Origin of the sequence: Streptomyces koelreuteriae, assembly GCF_018604545.1 — a bacterium.
Classification (GTDB): Bacteria; Actinomycetota; Actinomycetes; order Streptomycetales; family Streptomycetaceae; genus Streptomyces; species Streptomyces koelreuteriae.
Genome location: NZ_CP075896.1, coordinates 2,072,886 through 2,090,884 on the forward strand (window position 1 = coordinate 2,072,886; position 17,999 = coordinate 2,090,884).

Here is a 17,999-nt window from a genome sequence, read left to right on the forward strand (position 1 = left end):
TGCGCTTCTCCTCGTTCTGTGTCGTACGTCCTGTGTCGTACGACATGCGTTGTGCTACCACACTACAAAGCGGTGGTGACACTCCGCACGTACAGCAAAGGGAGCGGTCCCCTTTCCCCGGGAACCGCTCCCCTCACGACGTCTTACTTGGCGCCCGCCGCACCACGGCGGATGCCGAGGCGGTCGACCAGCGCACGGAAGCGCTGGATGTCCTTCTTCGCCAGGTACTGGAGAAGGCGGCGACGCTGACCCACGAGGATCAGCAGACCACGGCGGGAGTGGTGGTCGTGCTTGTGGGTCTTGAGGTGCTCGGTCAGGTCCGAGATGCGGCGCGAGAGCATGGCGACCTGGACCTCGGGGGAGCCGGTGTCGCCCTCCTTCTGGCCGAACTCGGTGATGATCTGCTTCTTCGTAGCGGCGTCGAGCGGCACGCGTACTCCTCGTAGTCTGTGATGGCCACCGAGTGCCCCCGGTCTGTGTCTCGGGGGAGCTTCCGTTACTCGGGAGGCGGGGATCCGCTGGGCGCGGCCTCCAGGGCGGTGAGCTCCGGGGGTGCGTACACAAACGGCCGTCGGCCAGGGTACCAGGTGGTCAGGGGCGCCTTCGCCCCGGTTCCCGAACCTCCCGGCCGGGACGGAGGGGGCCACTAGGGTGAGCGGGTTCGGATCGTCCGTACGTCGATGATCCGCACTTCGGGAACGGGTACGTCGGGAAGGGGTCGCTGCGGCATGGCGGAGACGGCTGAGGAGATCAAGGCACGCAAGGAGCGGGAGCGGGACGAGCTCTACGCCCTGGACATCTCCGGTGTGGAGTGGCACAGCGCGCCGGGCACCGAGGAGCACGAGGAGCGGGTCGAGATCGCGTATCTGCCCGAGGGGGCCGTGGCGATGCGGTCCTCGCTCGACCCGGACACGGTGCTGCGCTACACGGAGGCGGAGTGGCGGGCGTTCGTGCTGGGGGCGCGGGACGGCGAGTTCGATCTTGAGCCTGGGGCGCACAACGGGGGCTCCCCGGCGGAGGCCGGGCAGGAGTAGTCGTCGCGGAGCACGACGGGGCGAGGGGTGAGCCGGTGACCGGCCGCCCCTCGTCGCCTTTTCGTGAGTCGCCCTTTTTCGTGACCTCAAGGCACCTTCCCGGCAAGGTGGTTCGAGGTTCTTCACGTTTATCGCCCTGTTTGTTCACCAAAGTGTGTGCTGTGTACGTCACTTCCGGGCAGCTTCTGAGCAGGTTGTGACGCGGCGGACAGGCGCTCGGGGGTGGACGGGCCTGCCGGGGCGGGGCTTGTGGTGATTAGGCTGGGACGGGGCGCCACGTCAGAACCCGTGGAGTGGGCGTCGGTGCCCCAGGGGGAGAGCGGGGGCGCCTGTGCATCGGACGACCTCGGACGACCTCGGTACGCCTCAAATCGACTTCGTACGACGTCGGACGACAAGCAAGGGTCGCCCCAGCACGGCATGAGGGTGCTCGACCACACCAGGAGGAACACTGTGAGCAGCGATCGGGACGGGATCCGCGGGGGCTGGGCGACACCCGGCGATGACCAGCCCGACGCGGAGTCCGCAGCAGAGGTGACGGGCGAGTTCACCATCGACTACGCGCCGCCCGCCTGGTACACGCAGAACGCCTCGGCGAGTTCGAGCTCGGGGCAGGGGGCGGGTGCGTCCGAGGACTCCAGCGCTTCCGGGGCGCCCGCGAACTCCGGGGGGTCCGGGGCGCCGACGGGGGCTTCCGGGCCGACGGGGGTCTCCGGGCCGCCGAAGGGGCCGGTGCCGCCGCTGCCCGGGCTCACTCCGCCGCCGCACGCGAACGCTTCCGCCGGGACCTCGTCCCTTCCGGGGCAGTCCTCTGGTCCGGCTCCGGCGCAGGGGCCTGCTCCGGCGCCCGGGGCGCCTTTCACGCCGCCCGCGCCGTCGCCCGCTCCGGGCGCTCCGTTCACGCCGCCCGCGTCCCCCGCGCCGGGTGCGCCGTTCACGCCGCCCGCGCCTTCTGGTGAGGGTCCTTCCGCCGTTCCCAGGCTTCCGATGCAGGGCGGTTTCGAGCCGCAGGTGCCGCAGCCTCAGGGGCGGCCCGAGACGCCCGCGGCTGATCCGGCCTCTCCTACGGCCGTGCCGAACATCCCCGTCGGTGGGTTCCAGGCGCAGTGGACGCCGTCGGCTCCGCCGGAGGCACCAGCCGAGGCGCCTGCCGCGCCTGCCACGCCGGAGCAGCCTCCGGTGGCTTCGGCCTCGCCGGCCGCCCCGGCCGCCGAGGAGGCCGAGTCGGAGAACGGTGATCTGGAGAGCGGTGCCACCATGCGCTTCTCCGCCGTCGCCCTGAAGCGGGAGATCGCGGAGCGGGCCGCCGAGGCGGAGGCGCGGCTGGAGCCGGTGGGCGAGGAGCAGGACAAGAGCGAGGACGAGGACGAGGACCAGGAATCGGGCGGTGACGTCGAGGGTGCGCCCTCCGACGGTGCCGACGAGGACGAGGACGGCGGTTCCTCCGAGCCCGCCGATGCGGTGGACGCGGTGGACGTGGCTGATGCCGAGGACGAGGTCTCGGCTTCGGAGGACGCGGTAGCGGAGGCCGAGCCCGACGAGGCCGTGTCGCAGGACGCCGAACCTCAGGACTGGGTGCCCGCGCCTCCAGCTCCCCCGACTCCCCCGGCTCCCGAGGCCGACGCCGTGGCCGTGGCCGTGGAGGAGGACTCCGCTGCTCCCGAGCCCGCCGACGAGGAGCCCACGGACGCGGAGCCCACGGATTCCGTGCCCACGGACGCCGTTCCCGAGGACAGCGTTCCGGAGGACGCCGTCGGGCCGGTTGCGGCCGATGCCCCGCCCGCCTGGACTCCCCCGGCCCCGCAGGGCGTGCCGCCGCTGCCGCCGTCGTACCAGCCCGCCGCACCGGTGCCCGCGAACCAGTGGCCCGCGCAGCCGCAGGCCCAGCCCGCAGCCCCGGACGCCCCGGCTCAGCCGCAGCCGACGGCCGCGCAGGGGCAGCCGCCCGTGCCGCCCCAGCCGTCGGTACCGGCCCAGCAGCCGCCGTTCCAGCAGCCCCAGGCGCCGCAGCCCGCGCCTGCCGCCTGGAACCAGGGCGCGCCGACGCCGCCGCACCAGCCGCCCGGCCAGCCCGCACCGCAGCCCGGAGGTTACGGCTTCCCGCAGCAGGGCGGTCCGGCCCCGGCCGCGCCCGACGCACAGGGCGGCTACGGCTTCCCGCACCCGGGCGCACCCGCCCCCGCTGCCCAGCAGCCGGGCACCCCGCCGGCCCCCGCGCCCCACGCGCACGGCGGGTACGGCTTCCCGCAGCAAGGCGCTCCCACCGCCCAGGGCGGATACGGCTTCCCCCACCCCGGCGCCCCGGCAGCCCCGGCCCCGGCCGCTCAGCAGCCCCCGGCCCCACAGCCCGAGGTCCCGCCTGCCCCTGCACCCAACCCGCAGGGCGGCTACGGCTTCCCGCAGCAGGGCGCACCCGCCCCCGCTGCCCAGCAGCCCGATGTCCCGCCGACCCCCGCACCCAACCCGCAGGGCGGCTACGGCTTCCCGCAGCAGGGTGGGCCCGCCCCCGCTGCCCAGCAGCCCGACACCCCGCCCACCCCCGCGCCCCACCCGCAGGGCGGCTACGGCTTCCCGCAGCAGGGTGGGCCCGCTCCTGCCGGGCCCGGCCCGGAGGGCGGATACGGCTTCCCCCAGCAGCCCCCGGCCCAGCCTCAGCCCCAGCCCGGCGTGCCCCCGCAGGCGCAGCCGCCGCACGCGCAGCCGCCGTACCCCGGGCAGGCCGAGCAGCCCGGGCACCCCGGGCAGCAGCCCGTGGACCCGCGGACCGGGGCCGCCTGGCCGCAGCCCATGCAGCATGACCAGCGGCAGCCGACCAACCCCGGGGCCGCCCCGCTCGGTTACACCGCCGCCGTGGAGCTGTCGTCCGACCGGCTGCTCAACAGCAAGAAGCAGAAAGCGAAGAGCAGCCGTCCGGCGGCCGGTGGCGGTCGGTTCAAGATCGGTGGCAAGAAGGAGGAGGCCGAGCGGCAGCGGAAGCTGGACCTGATCCGCACGCCCGTGCTGTCCTGCTACCGGATCGCCGTGATCAGCCTCAAGGGCGGCGTGGGCAAGACGACCACGACCACCGCGCTCGGCTCCACGCTCGCCACCGAGCGGCAGGACAAGATCCTCGCGATCGACGCCAACCCGGACGCCGGCACCCTCGGGCGCCGTGTGCGTCGGGAGACCGGGGCCACCATCCGTGACCTGGTCCAGGCGATCCCGCACCTCAACTCGTACATGGACATCCGGCGCTTCACGTCCCAGGCCCCGTCCGGGCTGGAGATCATCGCCAACGACGTCGACCCGGCCGTGTCCACGACCTTCAACGACGAGGACTACCGGCGCGCGATCGACGTGCTGGGCAAGCAGTACCCGGTGATCCTCACCGACTCCGGTACCGGTCTGCTCTACAGCGCCATGCGCGGTGTGCTGGACCTCGCCGACCAGCTCATCATCATCTCGACGCCGTCCGTGGACGGTGCGAGCAGCGCGAGCACGACGCTGGACTGGCTGTCCGCGCACGGGTACTCCGACCTCGTCTCGCGGTCCCTCACCGTCATCTCCGGGGTGCGCGAGACCGGAAAGATGATCAAGGTCGAGGACATCGTGTCGCACTTCGAGACGCGCTGCCGCGGTGTCGTCGTCGTGCCGTTCGACGAGCATCTCTCCGCCGGTGCCGAGGTCAACCTCGACATGATGCGGCCGAAGGTGCGGGAGGCGTACTTCAACCTCGCGGCGCTGATCGCCGAGGACTTCACCCGCCACCAGCAGGCGCACGGCCTGTGGACCTCCGACGGCAACCCGCCGCCGGTGGCCGCCCCGCCGCTGCCCGGCCAGCAGGTCCCGGGCCAGGCCCCGTACCCCGGCCAGCCGGGCCCCGAGCAGCAGGTTCCCGGGCAGCCGGTTCCGGGTCAGCCAGGCCCGTACCCGCAGCAGCCACAGCACCCGCAGCCGCAGCCCGGTCAGCCGTACGCGCAGCCCGGTCAGCCGTACCCCCAGCCGGGCCAGCCCCCGGCCCAGCCGGGTCAGCCGTATCCGCAGGCCGCCGGTCAGCCACCGTACCCGCAGCCGGGCCAGCCGGGCCCGTATCCGCAGCAGCCACAGCCCGGCCAGCCCTACGCCCAGCCCGGACAGCCGTACGCGCAGCCCGGACAGCCCCCGGCCGCGCCCCCGCAGCCGGGGTACGGCTACCCCCAGCAGGGCCAGCCCCCGGCCCAGCCGGGTCAGCCCGGTTACCCGGCTCAGCCCGACGGGCAGACCCCGCCGCCTCCGCCTCCGACGCAGTAATCGCCTCACCCGATCGGCCCCTTTCGAGGGGCCGTTCGCCTTTGCGGCCCGCGCCGTTCCCACTCGGCGCGGGCTTCGGCGCGTTCAGGGGCGAAATCCGTTGCCAGCCCCTGGCCAGGAGGGCGTCAGTGGTCTCGACCAATGGGTGCGGAAAGCTCGCCAATTCGTTATTTCCGCAGGCCACAAGGGGTGAGCGTGCCGTTGACGGGTGGAGACGGCCGCTGGTACACACACATCAAACGTCTGACAGCTGATCAACCCGTCCTTCCCGTCCGAGCGATGACGCGAGGTCCGACCATGGGCACGAACGATCAGACACGCAGCCTCCCGCGCGGCCTCCGGCTCGTCGCCGTGGCCGGGGCGGCCGCGCTCACCCTCACCGCCGGGCTCGCGACCCCGCTCGATCCGGCGCCCCGGCAGGCCGGGGCGGCCGACGACGGCAAGGTGCTGACCGTCGCGGTGGCGCAGAGCGTGGACTCGCTCAGCCCGTTCCTGGCGGTGCGGCTGCTCAGTACGAGCATTCACCGGCTCATGTACGAGTACCTGACCAACTACGACCCCAAGGACAACCACGCCATCCCGGGCCTGGCCACCAAGTGGGAGTCGTCGGCGGACAAGCTGACCTGGACGTACACGATCCGCTCCAACTCCAAGTGGTCGGACGGCAAGCAGGCCACCGCCGAGGACGCGGCGTGGACGTTCAACAAGATGATGACCGACGACGGCGCGGCCACGGCGAACGGCAGCTACGTCGGCAATTTCAAGAAGGTGACGGCCCCGAGCCCCACCGAGCTGGTCATCGAGCTGAAGAAGCCGCAGGCCACGATGACCTCGCTCGATGTGCCGATCGTGCCGAGGCACGTGTGGGAGAAGGTCTCGGACTTCTCCGAGTTCAACAACGACAAGAGCTTCCCCGTAGTCGGGAACGGGCCGTTCACGCTGACCGGCTACAAGGCCGACAGCTACGTCCGGCTCAAGGCGAACAAGGGCTTCTGGCGCGGGACGCCGAAGTTCGACGAGGTCGTCTTCCGCTACTACAAGGACCAGGACGCGGCGGTGTCGGCGCTGCGCAAGGGCGAGGTGTCCTTCGTCGCCGGGTCGCCGTCCCTGACCCCCGCTCAGGCGGCGTCCCTGGAGGGCGCGGACAACATCCAGGTCAACGACGCTCCCGGCCGCCGCTTCTACGCGCTCGCCACCAACCCGGGCGCGAAGGCGAAGAACGGCAAGAAGTTCGGCGACGGCCATCCCTCCCTGCTGGACCAGCGGGTGCGCAACGCGCTGTTCATGGCCGTCGACCGCGAGGCCATCATCGAAAAGGTGTTCCAGGGACACGCGGTCGAGGGCGAGGGGTATATCCCGCCGCGCTTCCAGAACTACTTCTGGAAGCCGTCCGCCGACCAGAAGCTGGCGTACGACCCGGCCGAGGCGGCCCGGCTGCTCGACCAGGCGGGCTACAAGAAGAACGGCGACGGCAAGCGCGTCGGCAAGGACGGCAAGCCGATCAGCTACCGCGTGCTGTGCCACGCCACCGACCCGAACGACAAGGCGGTCGGCAAGTACCTCCAGGAGTGGTGGGGCGAGCTCGGCATCGGCGTCCAGCTCAACTGCCTGGACAACGTCACCGACCCCTGGCTCGCCGGGAAGTACGACCTGGCGTTCGACGGCTGGTCGGTCAACCCCGACCCGGACTTCGTGATGTCCATCCACACCTGCGGCGCCCTCCCGGCGACCCCCGAGGACACGGGTGCGACGGACAACTTCATCTGCGACAAGACGTACGACGAGCTCTACGCCCGGCAGCTCGCCGAGTACGACCCCGCCAAACGGGCGGACATCGTCAAGCAGATGGAGTCGCGGCTGTACGACCTCGGGTACATGAACGTCATGGCGTATCCGAACGCGGTCGAGGCCTACCGGACGGACCAGATCAAGTCGATCACCACCATGCCGGCGAAGGCGGGGAACATCTACGGCCAGGACGGCTACTGGAGCTGGTGGTCGGCGGTCCCGGCCGACTCCGGCGGGTCGTCGGACAACGCGTCCTCGACCGGGGTCGTGGTCGGGATCGTCGCCGCTGTCGTGGTCCTCGCCGGGCTCGGCGGTTTCGCTGCCCTGCGGCGGCGGGCCACCGCCGAGGACCGCGAGTAGCGCGGGCGAGCGGGCATCCATGACCGCTGACGCGACACCCACGCTGGTCGAGGAGAGGGAACCGGCGGCCGGTCCCCGGGTACGCAAGGGCTCCGCGTACCCGCGGTACCTGGCGGGCAAAGTGGCCGGGGCCGCCGTATCGCTGCTGGCCGTGCTCGTCACCAGCTTCTTCCTCTTCCGGCTGATCCCCGGCGACCCGGTGAAGACCATGACGGGCGGCCGTCAGGTGTCGGCCGAGCAGCTGGCCGCCTACCGCAGGGAGTTCGGGCTCGACCTGCCCCTGTGGCGGCAGTTCACCGACTACTGCGGCAAGGCGCTCACGGGCGACTTCGGGACGTCGTACCAGTTCCGCTCGCCCGTCGTCGACAAGATCACCGAGGCGCTGCCGAACACCCTCCTGCTCACCGGGACGGCCTTCGTCCTGTACACCGCGCTGGGCATCTTCCTCGGCACGCGCTCGGCGTGGCGGCGCGGCACGGTCGGGGACCGGGTCAACACCGGTCTCGCGCTGACGCTGTACTCCATCCCGTCCTTCTGGCTCGGGCTGCTGCTGATCATCGTGCTGTCGGTGGGCATCGGCCCGCTCCCCGGGATGTTCCCCACCGGCGGCATGGAGTCGGGCGGCAAGGAGGGCTTCGCGTACGTCCTCGATGTGGCGCACCATCTGGTGCTGCCGGTGGTGACGCTGGTGGCGGTGGAGTACGGGCAGACGCTGCTGGTCACCCGGTCGGCGCTGCTGGACGAGATGGGCAGCGACTATCTGACGACCGCGCGGGCCAAGGGGCTGCGGGACGATCTCGTACGCCGCCGCCATGCCGTGCCGAACGCGCTGCTGCCGACCGTGACACTGATCTTCATCAACCTCGGCCGGACGGTGGCGGGCGTGATCCTCGTGGAGACCGTGTTCTCCTGGCCCGGGCTCGGCGGGCTGTTCTACCAGGCGCTGAGCGTGCCCGATCTGCCGCTGGTGCAGGGTCTGTTCTTCGTGTTCGCCGCCGCGGTGATCGTGATGAACACCCTCGCCGACCTGGTCTATCCGCTGCTGGACCCCCGGGTGGCCCGATGACGACGACAACCGACCCGGCCGCCCTGAGCCCGCGCGCCCTCGCCCGCCGGCGCCGCCGGGCCTCCGTGGCGCGCTTCTGGCGGCAGTACCGCGCGGAGCGGGCGGGGCTGTACGGCCTGACCGCGCTGGCGCTGTGCGCGCTGCTGGCGTTGTTCGCGCCGCTGTTCGTCGGCTCGGACGTGAGCAGTGTGACCGAGGCGCCGGGGCGTCCGATGCAGAGCCCGAGCGCCGAGTTCCCGCTCGGCACCGACCAGTTCGGCCGTGACCTGCTGGGCCTGGTGATCTGGGGCTCGCGGGTGTCGCTGCTGGTCGGGCTGCTGGCCGCCGTGCTGTCGGTGGCGATCGGCACCCTGATCGGGGTGACGGCCGGGCATTTCAAGGGCTGGTACGCGACGGTGATGATGCGGATCACCGACTGGTTCCTGGTCATGCCGACGCTGGTGCTGGCGATCGCCCTGGCCACCGTGATGTCCCGCTCGCTCACCACGACCGTGGTGGCGATCGGCGTCACCACCTGGCCGACCACGGCCCGGCTGGTCCGGGCGCAGACACTCGCGGTGGAGACCCGGCCGTACATCGAGCGGGCCAAGGCGCTCGGCGGCGGGCACGGGCACATCATGTCCCGGCACGTCCTGCCCAACGTCATGCCGCTGGTGCTGGCCCAGACGACCCTGATCATCTCCTCGGCGATCCTCGCCGAGGCGACACTCGCCTTCCTCGGCCTGGGCGACCCCACGGTCGTGTCGTGGGGCGGGCTGCTTCAGGACGCGCGGGAGGCGGGCGCGGTCAGTGCCGGGGACTGGTGGTACCTGGTGCCGCCGGGCATCGCCATCGCCGTGGTGGCGCTGGCGTTCACGCTGTGCGGGCGGGCCGTGGAGTCCGTCCTCAACCCCAGGCTGGGGGTGTCGCGTTGAGTCTGCTCGACGTCAGGGATCTGACGGTGACGTACGCGGGCGGGGCGGCCGCCGTGCGCGGCGTCGACCTGCGCCTGGACGCGGGCCAGAAGCTCGGCCTGGCCGGCGAGTCCGGCTGCGGCAAGTCCACCCTGGCCCTGGCCCTGCTGCGGCTGCTGCCGACGGGCACCCGGATCACCGGGGAGGTGCTCCTCGACGGCGAGGACGTGCTGACGATGAAGTGGGGCCGGGTACGGGCGGTCCGCTGGGCCGGGGCCTCCGTCGTCTTCCAGGGCGCGATGCACTCGCTGAACGCCGTGCACCGCATCGGCGACCAGATCGCCGAGCCGATCCTGCTGCACAGGAAGGCCACTCCGGCCGGGGCGAAGAAGAAGACCGGCGAGCTGCTGGAGCAGGTCGGCCTGCCCGCGGCCCGCGCGGACGCCTATCCGCACGAGCTGTCCGGCGGCCAGCGCCAGCGCGTCATGATCGCCATGGCGCTGGCCTGCGACCCCCGGCTGGTCATCGCCGACGAGCCGACCACCGCGCTCGACGTGATGATCCAGGCGCAGATCCTCCGGCTCATCGAACAGCTCGTGGCCGACCAGGACCTCGGTCTGATCATGATCAGCCACGATCTGGCGGTCCTCGCCGACACCTGCGACCGGCTGGCGGTGATGTACGCGGGCCGGGTGGTCGAGGAGGGCCTGGCCGCCGAGGTGTACGAGAACGCCCGGCACCCCTACGCCAAGGCCCTCTCCGCCGCCTTCCCGCGCATCGGCGACCCCGCGTCCCGCTTCGCTCCGCAAGGCCTGGCGGGCGACCCGCCCGACCCGGCCGCACTGCCGTCCGGCTGCACGTTCCACCCCCGGTGTCCGGTGGCACTGGAGACGTGCGCCGAGGAGGACCCGGTGCTGCGCGAGGCCGGGCCCGAACGCCGGGCGGCATGCGTCCTGGTCGGCGATCCGGTGAACGAGGCGCGCGAGAATCCCGACGCCTTGGAGGAAGCGAGGCCCGGCACGCCATGACCATCTCCCCCACGGCATCCGACGTCACCACGGCACCCCTGCTCAGCGCCCAGGGCCTGTACGTCACCTTCCCCGGCCGGCACGGCGGGCCCCGGGCCCGCGCGGTGGACGGCGTGGACCTCGACATCCGGTCCGGCGAGATCGTCGCGCTGGTCGGCGAGTCCGGCTGCGGCAAGACGACCCTGGCCCGCTCCCTGCTGGGCCTGGTCCAGCCGACCGCGGGCCGTGTCACCTTCGACGGCCGCCCCCTGGACTACTCCGGCCGCTCCCTGAAGGCGTACCGCAAACGCGTCCAGCTGGTGCTGCAGGACCCGAGCGGCTCGCTCAACCCACGGCACACGGTGTACGACGCGGTCGCCGAGGGCCTGCGCATCCACGGCTACGGCGGCGACGAGCGGACCGCGGTCGCCGAGGCCATGTCCCGGGCCGGGCTACGGCCCCCGGAGCGCTTCTTCCTGCGCTATCCGCACGAGCTGTCCGGCGGGCAGCGCCAGCGGGTCGTCATCGCGGGCGCGCTCGTCCTCCAACCCGAACTCCTCGTCGCCGACGAGCCGGTGGCATCCCTCGACGCCTCCGTACGCGGCGAGATCCTCGCCCTGCTGCTGCGGCTGCGCACCGAGCTCGGCCTGTCCGCGCTGGTCGTCACCCACGACCTGGGCCTGGCATGGAACATCGCCGACCGGGTCGCCGTGATGTACCTGGGCCGGATCGTGGAGACGGGAGCGGTGGAACAGGTACTGACCGCACCCCGGCATCCGTACACCCAGGCCCTGCTGTCCGTACTCCCGGAGGCCCCGGGCGCCCCGGTGATCCTCACGGGCGAGCCCCCGGACCCGTCACGGGTACCGAACGGCTGCCGCTTCCATGTGCGTTGCCAGATCCTCGCCGGAGGTGAGGCGGCCCGGGCGGGGGTGGCGGACGCATGTAGGGGCCAGGACTTGGAGGTGCTGAGCGGGGGCGGAGATTCGCAGGTGGCCTGCCATTGGGCAGCAGCGACATCGCCCTGAAGGGGCGCGGGGAACTGCGCGACAAGCCACAGCGCACCCGCACACGGCCCACAAGAGGACTAAACAGCCCCGTCCGCCGCCACCAACTCCCGACACTTCTTGACGTCCTGCCCCATCTGCTCCAGCAGAGCGTCCAACGTGTCGAACTTGGCCTGCCCCCGCACAAACGCCAAGAAATCAACGGCGACATGCAACCCGTACAGATCCAGCCCGACCCGGTCGATGGCATAAGCCTCCACCGTCCGCTCGGTCCCCTCGAACTGCGGATTCGTCCCGACGGAGATCGCCGCCGGCATCACTTCACCCTGGGCATGCAGCCACCCGGCATACACACCGTCGGCCGGAATGGCCGTGTGCGGCAGCGTCTCGACATTGGCCGTCGGAAAGCCCAGCTCGCGCCCGCGCTGGGCACCGCGGACGACGACACCCTCGACCCGGTGCGGACGCCCCAGGATCTCCCCCGCACCCTCGACATCGCCCTCGGCGACCAACCGCCGCGTCAGCGTGGAGGAGAACGGCTCCCCACCGCCCGCCTCACCCGTCACGTACAGGTCGACGACCTCGACCTCGAAGTCGTAGGTCTTGCCCTGCGTGGCCAGGAACTCCACGTTGCCCGCGGCCTTGTGGCCGAAGCGGAAGTTGGGGCCCTCGACGACGGCCTTGGCGTGCAGCTTGTCGACGAGCACCTTGACGACGAAGTCGGCCGGGGAGAGCTTCGAGAACTCGGTCGTGAAGGGGAGGATGAGCACCGCGTCCACGCCCAGGTCGGCCATGAGTTCGGCGCGGCGGTGGTGCGGGGCGAGCAGCGGAGGGTGGCTGCCGGGCCGGACGACCTCGCTGGGGTGCGGGTCGAAGGTGACGATGACGGCGGGCACCCCCAGCTCCCGGGCGCGGTTCACGGCATGCCGGATGATCAGCTGGTGTCCGCGGTGGACTCCGTCGTAGGAGCCGATGGTGACGACGCTGCGCCCCCAGTCCTGGGGGATGTCCTCCAAGCCACGCCAGCGCTGCACTGTGCCTGCTCCTTGTCGAAAGCTCGTCGAAACGTGTCCGTGGTTGCCTCGTGCGCAGGTCTAAGGGTGCCATGCCGCATGCTTTCGGCCCGCATCGGCATGGTCAGGCGGGGACGCGTACGCCCGCCAGGTTCTCGATCATCCGGTGGGAGCTCGGCCCGACCAGCGCCGCCCACTCCTCGGGCGCGTCGGCCAGCCAGCGGGCCGCGCGGGCGGCGAAGCCGGGCACGTGCCGGCCCAGATCGACCAGGGCGCGGTCGAAGCGGCCGGCGCCCTCCGGGGTGCGGACGAGGAGCAGGCCGACGCGGTGGACGAGTTCGCGCAGGTCGTCGCCGCTGGTGCGGGCGGCGGCCTGGAGCAGCGCGTCCAGTACGTCGGTGTCGTGCTCGCGTGCCAGGAGCGCGTCGCGCAGTTCGCGGCGCAGCGGGCGGGAGGCGGGGATCCCGGGTGGGGTGAGGACGGTGGCGAGGGCGCAGCGCAGCCGGACCGTCCCGCCGTCCAGCAGGCCGGTGACCAGGGGCAGCAGCACGGCCCGGGCTTCCGGGCCGCGGTCGAGCCGCTGGTCGACGTAGGCGGCCGTCTGCCCGGCGAGTTCCGGCCGCTGCTCCGTCGCCTCCCGGATCAGTGCGGCGACCCGCCGGGCGAGGCCGGGCGGGGTGGCGTCGGCGAGCGCCCGCAGTGCCTCCTCGGCGTCCGGCCGCCGCAACCGGGCCGCGTAGGCGCCGAGGACCGGCTCGGGGTGGGCCAGAAGGGCAGCGGCGGGCACGTCCTGAGGGAAGCGCGGGTCGCCCGCCGCGAAGCGCTCCAGGGCCCGGGGGAGGTACTTGGCCCGGGTGTGCGGGTCCTGGACGAGGAGGGCGAGGGCGCCGCCGTGCAGGGCGTGGCCGGCGGGGCGGGCGAGCAGGGCGAGGGCCGCGTAGCGCAGGAGGGCGCGGTCCTCTCCTGTGCTCGCGTGGGGTGCGACGCGCAGTCCGTGCGTCACCGCGGCGTCCCGGCGCGCGGGCCGCTCGTCGAGCGCCCAGCGGTCCACGGCCCGGCACATCGCCGACGGTTCCTCCTCGGCCAGCGCGGCGAGCAGTTCGTCGGCCCGGACGTGCGGGCGGGCGACGAGCACGTCCGTCAGCTGGTCCAGGGCCCGTCGGCGGTGGGTGTGCAGCAGCGCCTGCGCGGCCGTGGCCACGGTCGCGTGCGGGGTGGCGGGCAGTGGCTGCTCGTCGTCGAACCAGTCGGCGAGCAGTGGTTGCACGCCCGTGGGGTCGGCGGTGAGCAGCCGCGCGACGGCGTCGAGGAAACGGGGACCGGCCTCGCACGGCGGGCCGTCGGCGTGGACCAGCCGCCGCAGCAGCCCGAGGCGCACGTCCGTCGGCAGGCGTACGTCGCTCCAGAATCCGGGCCCGACCTCCTCCGGTACGGGCCGCTCCTGCCGCCGCCAGGCCACGATCCGGTCGGCGAGCAGCCGCAGCACCTCGGTGTACGGCGTCGCGTCGGGCAGGGCCGACAGGGTCCCGGCGAGCAGCCGGGCGGCCCACCAGGACCGAGGGTCGGCGTCCAGGGCGTGCACCAGGTCGGCCAGCCGGCCGGCCAGCGGACCGGTGCCGTGCTGGCGGGCGAGGAGCAGCAGGGCCTGGACCACGGGCCCGACGCGATGGTGCGGCACGGGGTCGGACTGCGGTTCCCCGCCGTGGTGGACGAGGGCCCGCAGAGCCTCGTCGAGGTCGAGGTGCGCGCCCTGGAGCCAGTCGGCGAGTTCCTCGTGGGCGAAGCGGTAGCCGGTTCCGGCGGGCACGAGCAGGCCCTCGGCGAGGACGGCCCGCGCCCATCCGGTGCCGCCACCGAGCCGCGCGGGGGCAGGCCCCCACGGGAACACCGCCTCGAACGCCTCCCGGTCCACATCCCCCGACCCGGGACCGAGACCACGCCGGGCGGCCTCGTGCACCTGCCCCGCGACCTTGGCGGCCAGCCGCCGTACGGCACTACCGCGCAGGCCGTTCTCGGCGGCCAGGCGTGCGGCGATGCGCAGGGACATCAGATCCAGGTGTGCCGCGAAGACGTCGTGCCGGTCGACGGTGGCGACGGGCACATCCGCCACCCCGTCCTGCCGGGCGACCGTGCCGACCGGCACGCCCGGGGCATCGGCGAAGGCTGCCCGGATCCCGGAGAGCAGGCCGAGGGCGAGGGGATGCCGGGCGTCCGTGTCGGCGAGGGCGCCGTCCGGGATGCCGTGCCGCTGTCGGGCCTCCCGGGCCTCGTCCTCGGTGAGATCGCCGAGGCGTACACACGCGGGCCGCGCCCCCGCACCGTCCGCCCCGTGCAGTGCCTCGGCCGGGAACGGCGCCTCCTCCCAGTACTCCGCCCTGCACGCCACCACCAGCCGCACTCCCGTCTTCCGCAGCCACCGCACCGTCCCCTCCGTCCACGAGCCCGGACGGCGGGCCAGGGCGGGCGGCATCTCCTCGGGGGCGTCGAGGAGCAGCAGCAGAGGACGGCCGAGGGCACGGGCATGGCCGGTGAGGCGTTCGGGGGTGGTGTCGCCCAGGTCGGCCGGGAAGGGGGCGCGGTCGGCTGCCACGGCCAGGGCGGCCCGGGCCAGTGCCCGGCCCACCGCGTCCGCCACCGACGCGTCGTCGTCCCACAGTTCGGACCCGCGCAGCCACAGGGTGGGGTGCCCGCCACGACCCCGGCGGGCCGCGAGTGCGGCGAGTTCCGTCGTACGGCCGCTGCCCGGCGGTCCGACGAGGCCGAGGACGGCGGCCGGGCCCGTCGTGAAGGCGCTGAACTCGGCTGCCACGGCCGCTCGTTCGACCGGTTCCGGCCGGAGGTGGGCAGGGCCGTCCTGGGCCGCCGAGGTGCCGGTCAGCTCCAGCACCCCGGCCAGGTTGAGGTCGGCGCCGTACGCGGGGACCGTCGCCGCGTTCTCGGCGAGCAGTTCGGCGAGCGGGCCCGCCGCCCCGGGGAGCCCGGGACGCAGGGGCACGGCGAACCCGACGTCGCGGTGGTCGGAGCTCAGCGCCGTACCGAGCACACCGACGACGGCACCGGTGGCGGCGTCGAGCACGGGGCCGCCGGCCGCCCCACCGGCCGGCCGCAGGGCATCCCGCCCGGCCGTGCCGACCGCCAGCTCCAGCGCGTCGAGGCGGTGGACCCGGTTGGTGGCCGTGTACGTCGCGGCGGCCGAGCCCAGGACACGTGCCTCGCGCCAGCCGCCGGCGGCGATCCGCACATAGGTGCCCGTCCGGGTGCCGTCCCGCACGGTGACCGGCAGCGGCGGCGCGTCGAGGCCCTCGGTCCGTACGAGGGCGAGGCCTAGGGCGGGCAGCGGGGTGACCGCGTCGGCGGTCACGGCACGGCGTTGGTCCCCGGCCCCGTGCAGGACGAGCCGGGGCAGTCCGTCGACGGTCTCGTGGCTGGTGACGACCGTGCCGTGGTGGTCGGCCAGGAAGCCGGTGCCGCGGGGGCGGCCGGCGAGGTCGTGGATGCGGACGAGGGCTTCGCCGGGGGCCGGGCCCGCCTGCTCCGCCTCGGCTGTTGCCTGATCCGACGCCATCGTCGAGCCTCCCCGCCGTACACCCGTGCCCTCGCGTTCGACGGTAGGGGCGAGATGATCAGCGGGACAGACCGCTCGGTGAAAGCGCCCCCTTCCGCTCCCCCCGTTCACTCCGAGCGCCCGCACGCACGGGTGAATCAACGGGGACGGCTGGATACACCCTAGGGGTGGGGGAACCGAGGGGGGACCGTGGAGCGGCGACAGTGGAGGTACCCCGTGGTCGCCGCTCCACGGGCGGACACCGCTCCCCCGGTCCCGCCCGTCAGCTGAAGACGGCCAGGCTCTTGGCCTTGCCCCGCTCCTGCTCGACGAGGGCGAGGAAGCGGCCCTCCGGGTCGAAGACGGCGACGGGGCCGGAGCCCGCGTACTCGTCGGGCATCTCCAGGCGTACGCCGTTGGTGAGCAGCTTGGCCCGCCGGGCGTCGACGTCCCAGCGCGGGAACGCGGCCGTCGCGGCCTCCGCGATCGGCATCACGGTCAGCTCCTGCTGGTGCTGGTCGAGCGTGCGGGCCGCGTCCAGCTTGTAGGGGCCGACGCGGGTCCGGCGCAGGGCGGTGAGATGACCGCCGACGCCTAGGTCGGCGCCCAGGTCGCGGGCCAGGGCCCGGATGTACGTACCGGAGGAGCAGACGACCGACACGACCAGGTCGAGTACGGGTGTGCCGTCCTCGGCGACGGCGTCCCTGACGTCGTACACGCTGAAGGAGGAGATCGTGACGGGCCGGGCCGGGATGTCGAACTCCTCGCCCTCCCTGGCCCGCTTGTAGGACCGCACCCCGTTGATCTTGATGGCGCTGACCTTGGACGGCACCTGCATGATGTCGCCGCTCAGCTTGGCCACACCGGCGTCGATGGCCTCGCGGGTGACCTCGGAGGCGTCGGCGGAGGAGGTGAGCTCCCCCTCGGCGTCGTCCGTGAGGGTGTTCTGCCCGAGCCGGATGGTGCCCAGGTATTCCTTCTCGGTCAGCGCGAGGTGGCCGAGGAGCTTGGTCGCCTTCTCCACGCCGAGGACGAGGACGCCCGTCGCCATAGGGTCGAGGGTGCCGGCGTGCCCGACGCGTCGTGTTCTGGCGATGCCGCGCATCTTGGCGACGACGTCGTGCGAAGTGAAGCCCGACGGCTTGTCGACGATGACGAGGCCGTCGGGCGTGGTGTGCTTCTGGGTCATTCGGCGGTGTCGTCCGTCTCGTCTTCCTCGCCCGGCTTGCGGTACGGGTCGGCTTCGCCGGCGTACTTCTTGCCGGCGGAGGCCTCGCGGACCTTCTCGTCGGACTGGCGCGCCTTGTCGAGGAGGTCCTCGATGTTCCGGGCCGTGTCGGGGAGGGCGTCCATGACGAAGGTCAGGGTCGGCGTGAACTTCACGCCGGCGGCCCGGCCCACCTCGGAGCGCAGGATGCCCTTGGCGCTCTCCAGGCCGGCTGCGGCCTCGTTGCGCTCTTCGTCGTCTCCGTACACGGTGTAGAAGACGGTCGCTTCCCGCAGGTCACCCGTGACCCGGGTGTCCGTGATGGTGACGTGCGAGCCGAGCCGCGGGTCCTTGATCCCGCGCTGCAGCTTCTGGGCCACCACCTCTCGGATGAGGTCCGCCAGCCTTTTAGCCCGCGCGTTGTCGGCCACTGGTCCGTCTCCCGTTCTTTCCTGTCTGGGTCGTTCTCTGGGTCGTCAGTCGTCTTCGCCGTGGAAACGCCGCCTGACGGACAGCAGTTCCACCTCGGGGCGGGCGGCGACCAGCCGTTCGCACCGGTCGAGTACCTCGCTCAGGTGCCCCGCGTCGCCGGATACCAACGCGAGGCCTACGACGGCCCTGCGGTGGAGGTCCATATGGTCCACCTCGGCCGCGCTCACCGCGTACTTGCGCTGGAGCTCGGCGACGATGGGGCGGACGACGGAGCGCTTCTCCTTCAGCGACCGGACGTCGCCGAGGAGCAGGTCGAAGGACAGAGTCCCCACGTACATGTGTATCCGGATGACCCGCCGGTACGGGATCGATGGCCCTG

13 protein-coding genes are annotated in these 17,999 nt (G+C 72.8%); 7 read left to right on the forward strand and 6 right to left on the reverse strand.

The annotated features are described in order from the left end of the window. Positions 1-143: 143 nt before the first annotated feature. The gene (rpsO, locus tag KJK29_RS09045) at positions 144-431 is read right to left on the reverse strand and encodes a 30S ribosomal protein S15 (protein ID WP_003993372.1); all 288 of its coding nucleotides are present in this window, start codon (positions 429-431) and stop codon (positions 144-146) included. Between the two features lie 297 nt (positions 432-728). Between rpsO and KJK29_RS09050 the strand changes: the two genes are divergently transcribed. From KJK29_RS09050 to KJK29_RS09080, 7 genes are all read left to right on the forward strand, one after another. Then, a complete protein-coding gene (locus KJK29_RS09050; protein WP_215118196.1) occupies positions 729-1,034 on the forward strand; it encodes a DUF397 domain-containing protein in 306 nt (101 codons plus the stop codon). A 453-nt stretch (positions 1,035-1,487) separates the two neighbouring features. Beyond that, a complete protein-coding gene (locus tag KJK29_RS09055) occupies positions 1,488-5,303 on the forward strand; it encodes an SCO5717 family growth-regulating ATPase (RefSeq protein ID WP_215118197.1) in 3,816 nt (1,271 codons plus the stop codon). A gap of 297 nt (positions 5,304-5,600) precedes the next feature. After that, positions 5,601-7,451, forward strand: coding sequence for an ABC transporter substrate-binding protein (locus tag KJK29_RS09060; RefSeq protein ID WP_215118198.1), 1,851 nt, complete (start codon positions 5,601-5,603; stop codon positions 7,449-7,451). Positions 7,452-7,470: 19 nt separating this feature from the next. Further along, a complete protein-coding gene (locus KJK29_RS09065) occupies positions 7,471-8,517 on the forward strand; it encodes an ABC transporter permease (protein ID WP_215118199.1) in 1,047 nt (348 codons plus the stop codon). Next, complete coding sequence (locus KJK29_RS09070) at positions 8,514-9,431, forward strand: ABC transporter permease (RefSeq protein WP_215118200.1); 918 nt, start codon at positions 8,514-8,516, stop codon at positions 9,429-9,431. Before KJK29_RS09065 ends, KJK29_RS09070 begins: the two co-directional genes overlap by 4 nt. After that, complete coding sequence (locus KJK29_RS09075; RefSeq protein ID WP_215118201.1) at positions 9,428-10,438, forward strand: ABC transporter ATP-binding protein; 1,011 nt, start codon at positions 9,428-9,430, stop codon at positions 10,436-10,438. Before KJK29_RS09070 ends, KJK29_RS09075 begins: the two co-directional genes overlap by 4 nt. Next, positions 10,435-11,445: an oligopeptide/dipeptide ABC transporter ATP-binding protein gene (locus KJK29_RS09080; RefSeq protein ID WP_215118202.1), complete on the forward strand. Its 1,011-nt coding sequence runs from the start codon at positions 10,435-10,437 to the stop codon at positions 11,443-11,445. Before KJK29_RS09075 ends, KJK29_RS09080 begins: the two co-directional genes overlap by 4 nt. A 59-nt stretch (positions 11,446-11,504) precedes the next feature. On the opposite strand, the gene KJK29_RS09085 is transcribed toward KJK29_RS09080, so the two are convergent. The 5 genes from KJK29_RS09085 to KJK29_RS09105 all read right to left on the reverse strand — a co-directional run bounded on the left by KJK29_RS09085 (position 11,505) and on the right by KJK29_RS09105 (position 17,958). Then, positions 11,505-12,458: a bifunctional riboflavin kinase/FAD synthetase gene (locus tag KJK29_RS09085; RefSeq protein ID WP_215118203.1), complete on the reverse strand. Its 954-nt coding sequence runs from the start codon at positions 12,456-12,458 to the stop codon at positions 11,505-11,507. A 103-nt stretch (positions 12,459-12,561) separates the two neighbouring features. Then, complete coding sequence (locus KJK29_RS09090) at positions 12,562-16,002, reverse strand: S1 family peptidase (RefSeq protein ID WP_251057750.1); 3,441 nt, start codon at positions 16,000-16,002, stop codon at positions 12,562-12,564. Between the two features lie 262 nt (positions 16,003-16,264). Further along, complete coding sequence (gene truB, locus KJK29_RS09095) at positions 16,265-17,170, reverse strand: tRNA pseudouridine(55) synthase TruB (RefSeq protein WP_215118204.1); 906 nt, start codon at positions 17,168-17,170, stop codon at positions 16,265-16,267. Then, positions 17,167-17,619, reverse strand: coding sequence for a 30S ribosome-binding factor RbfA (gene rbfA / locus KJK29_RS09100; RefSeq protein WP_215118205.1), 453 nt, complete (start codon positions 17,617-17,619; stop codon positions 17,167-17,169). Before rbfA ends, truB begins: the two co-directional genes overlap by 4 nt. Before the next feature lie 45 nt (positions 17,620-17,664). Continuing rightward, positions 17,665-17,958, reverse strand: a complete 294-nt coding sequence (locus KJK29_RS09105; protein WP_184598380.1) for a DUF503 domain-containing protein — start codon at positions 17,956-17,958, stop codon at positions 17,665-17,667. Positions 17,959-17,999: the final 41 nt, after the last annotated feature.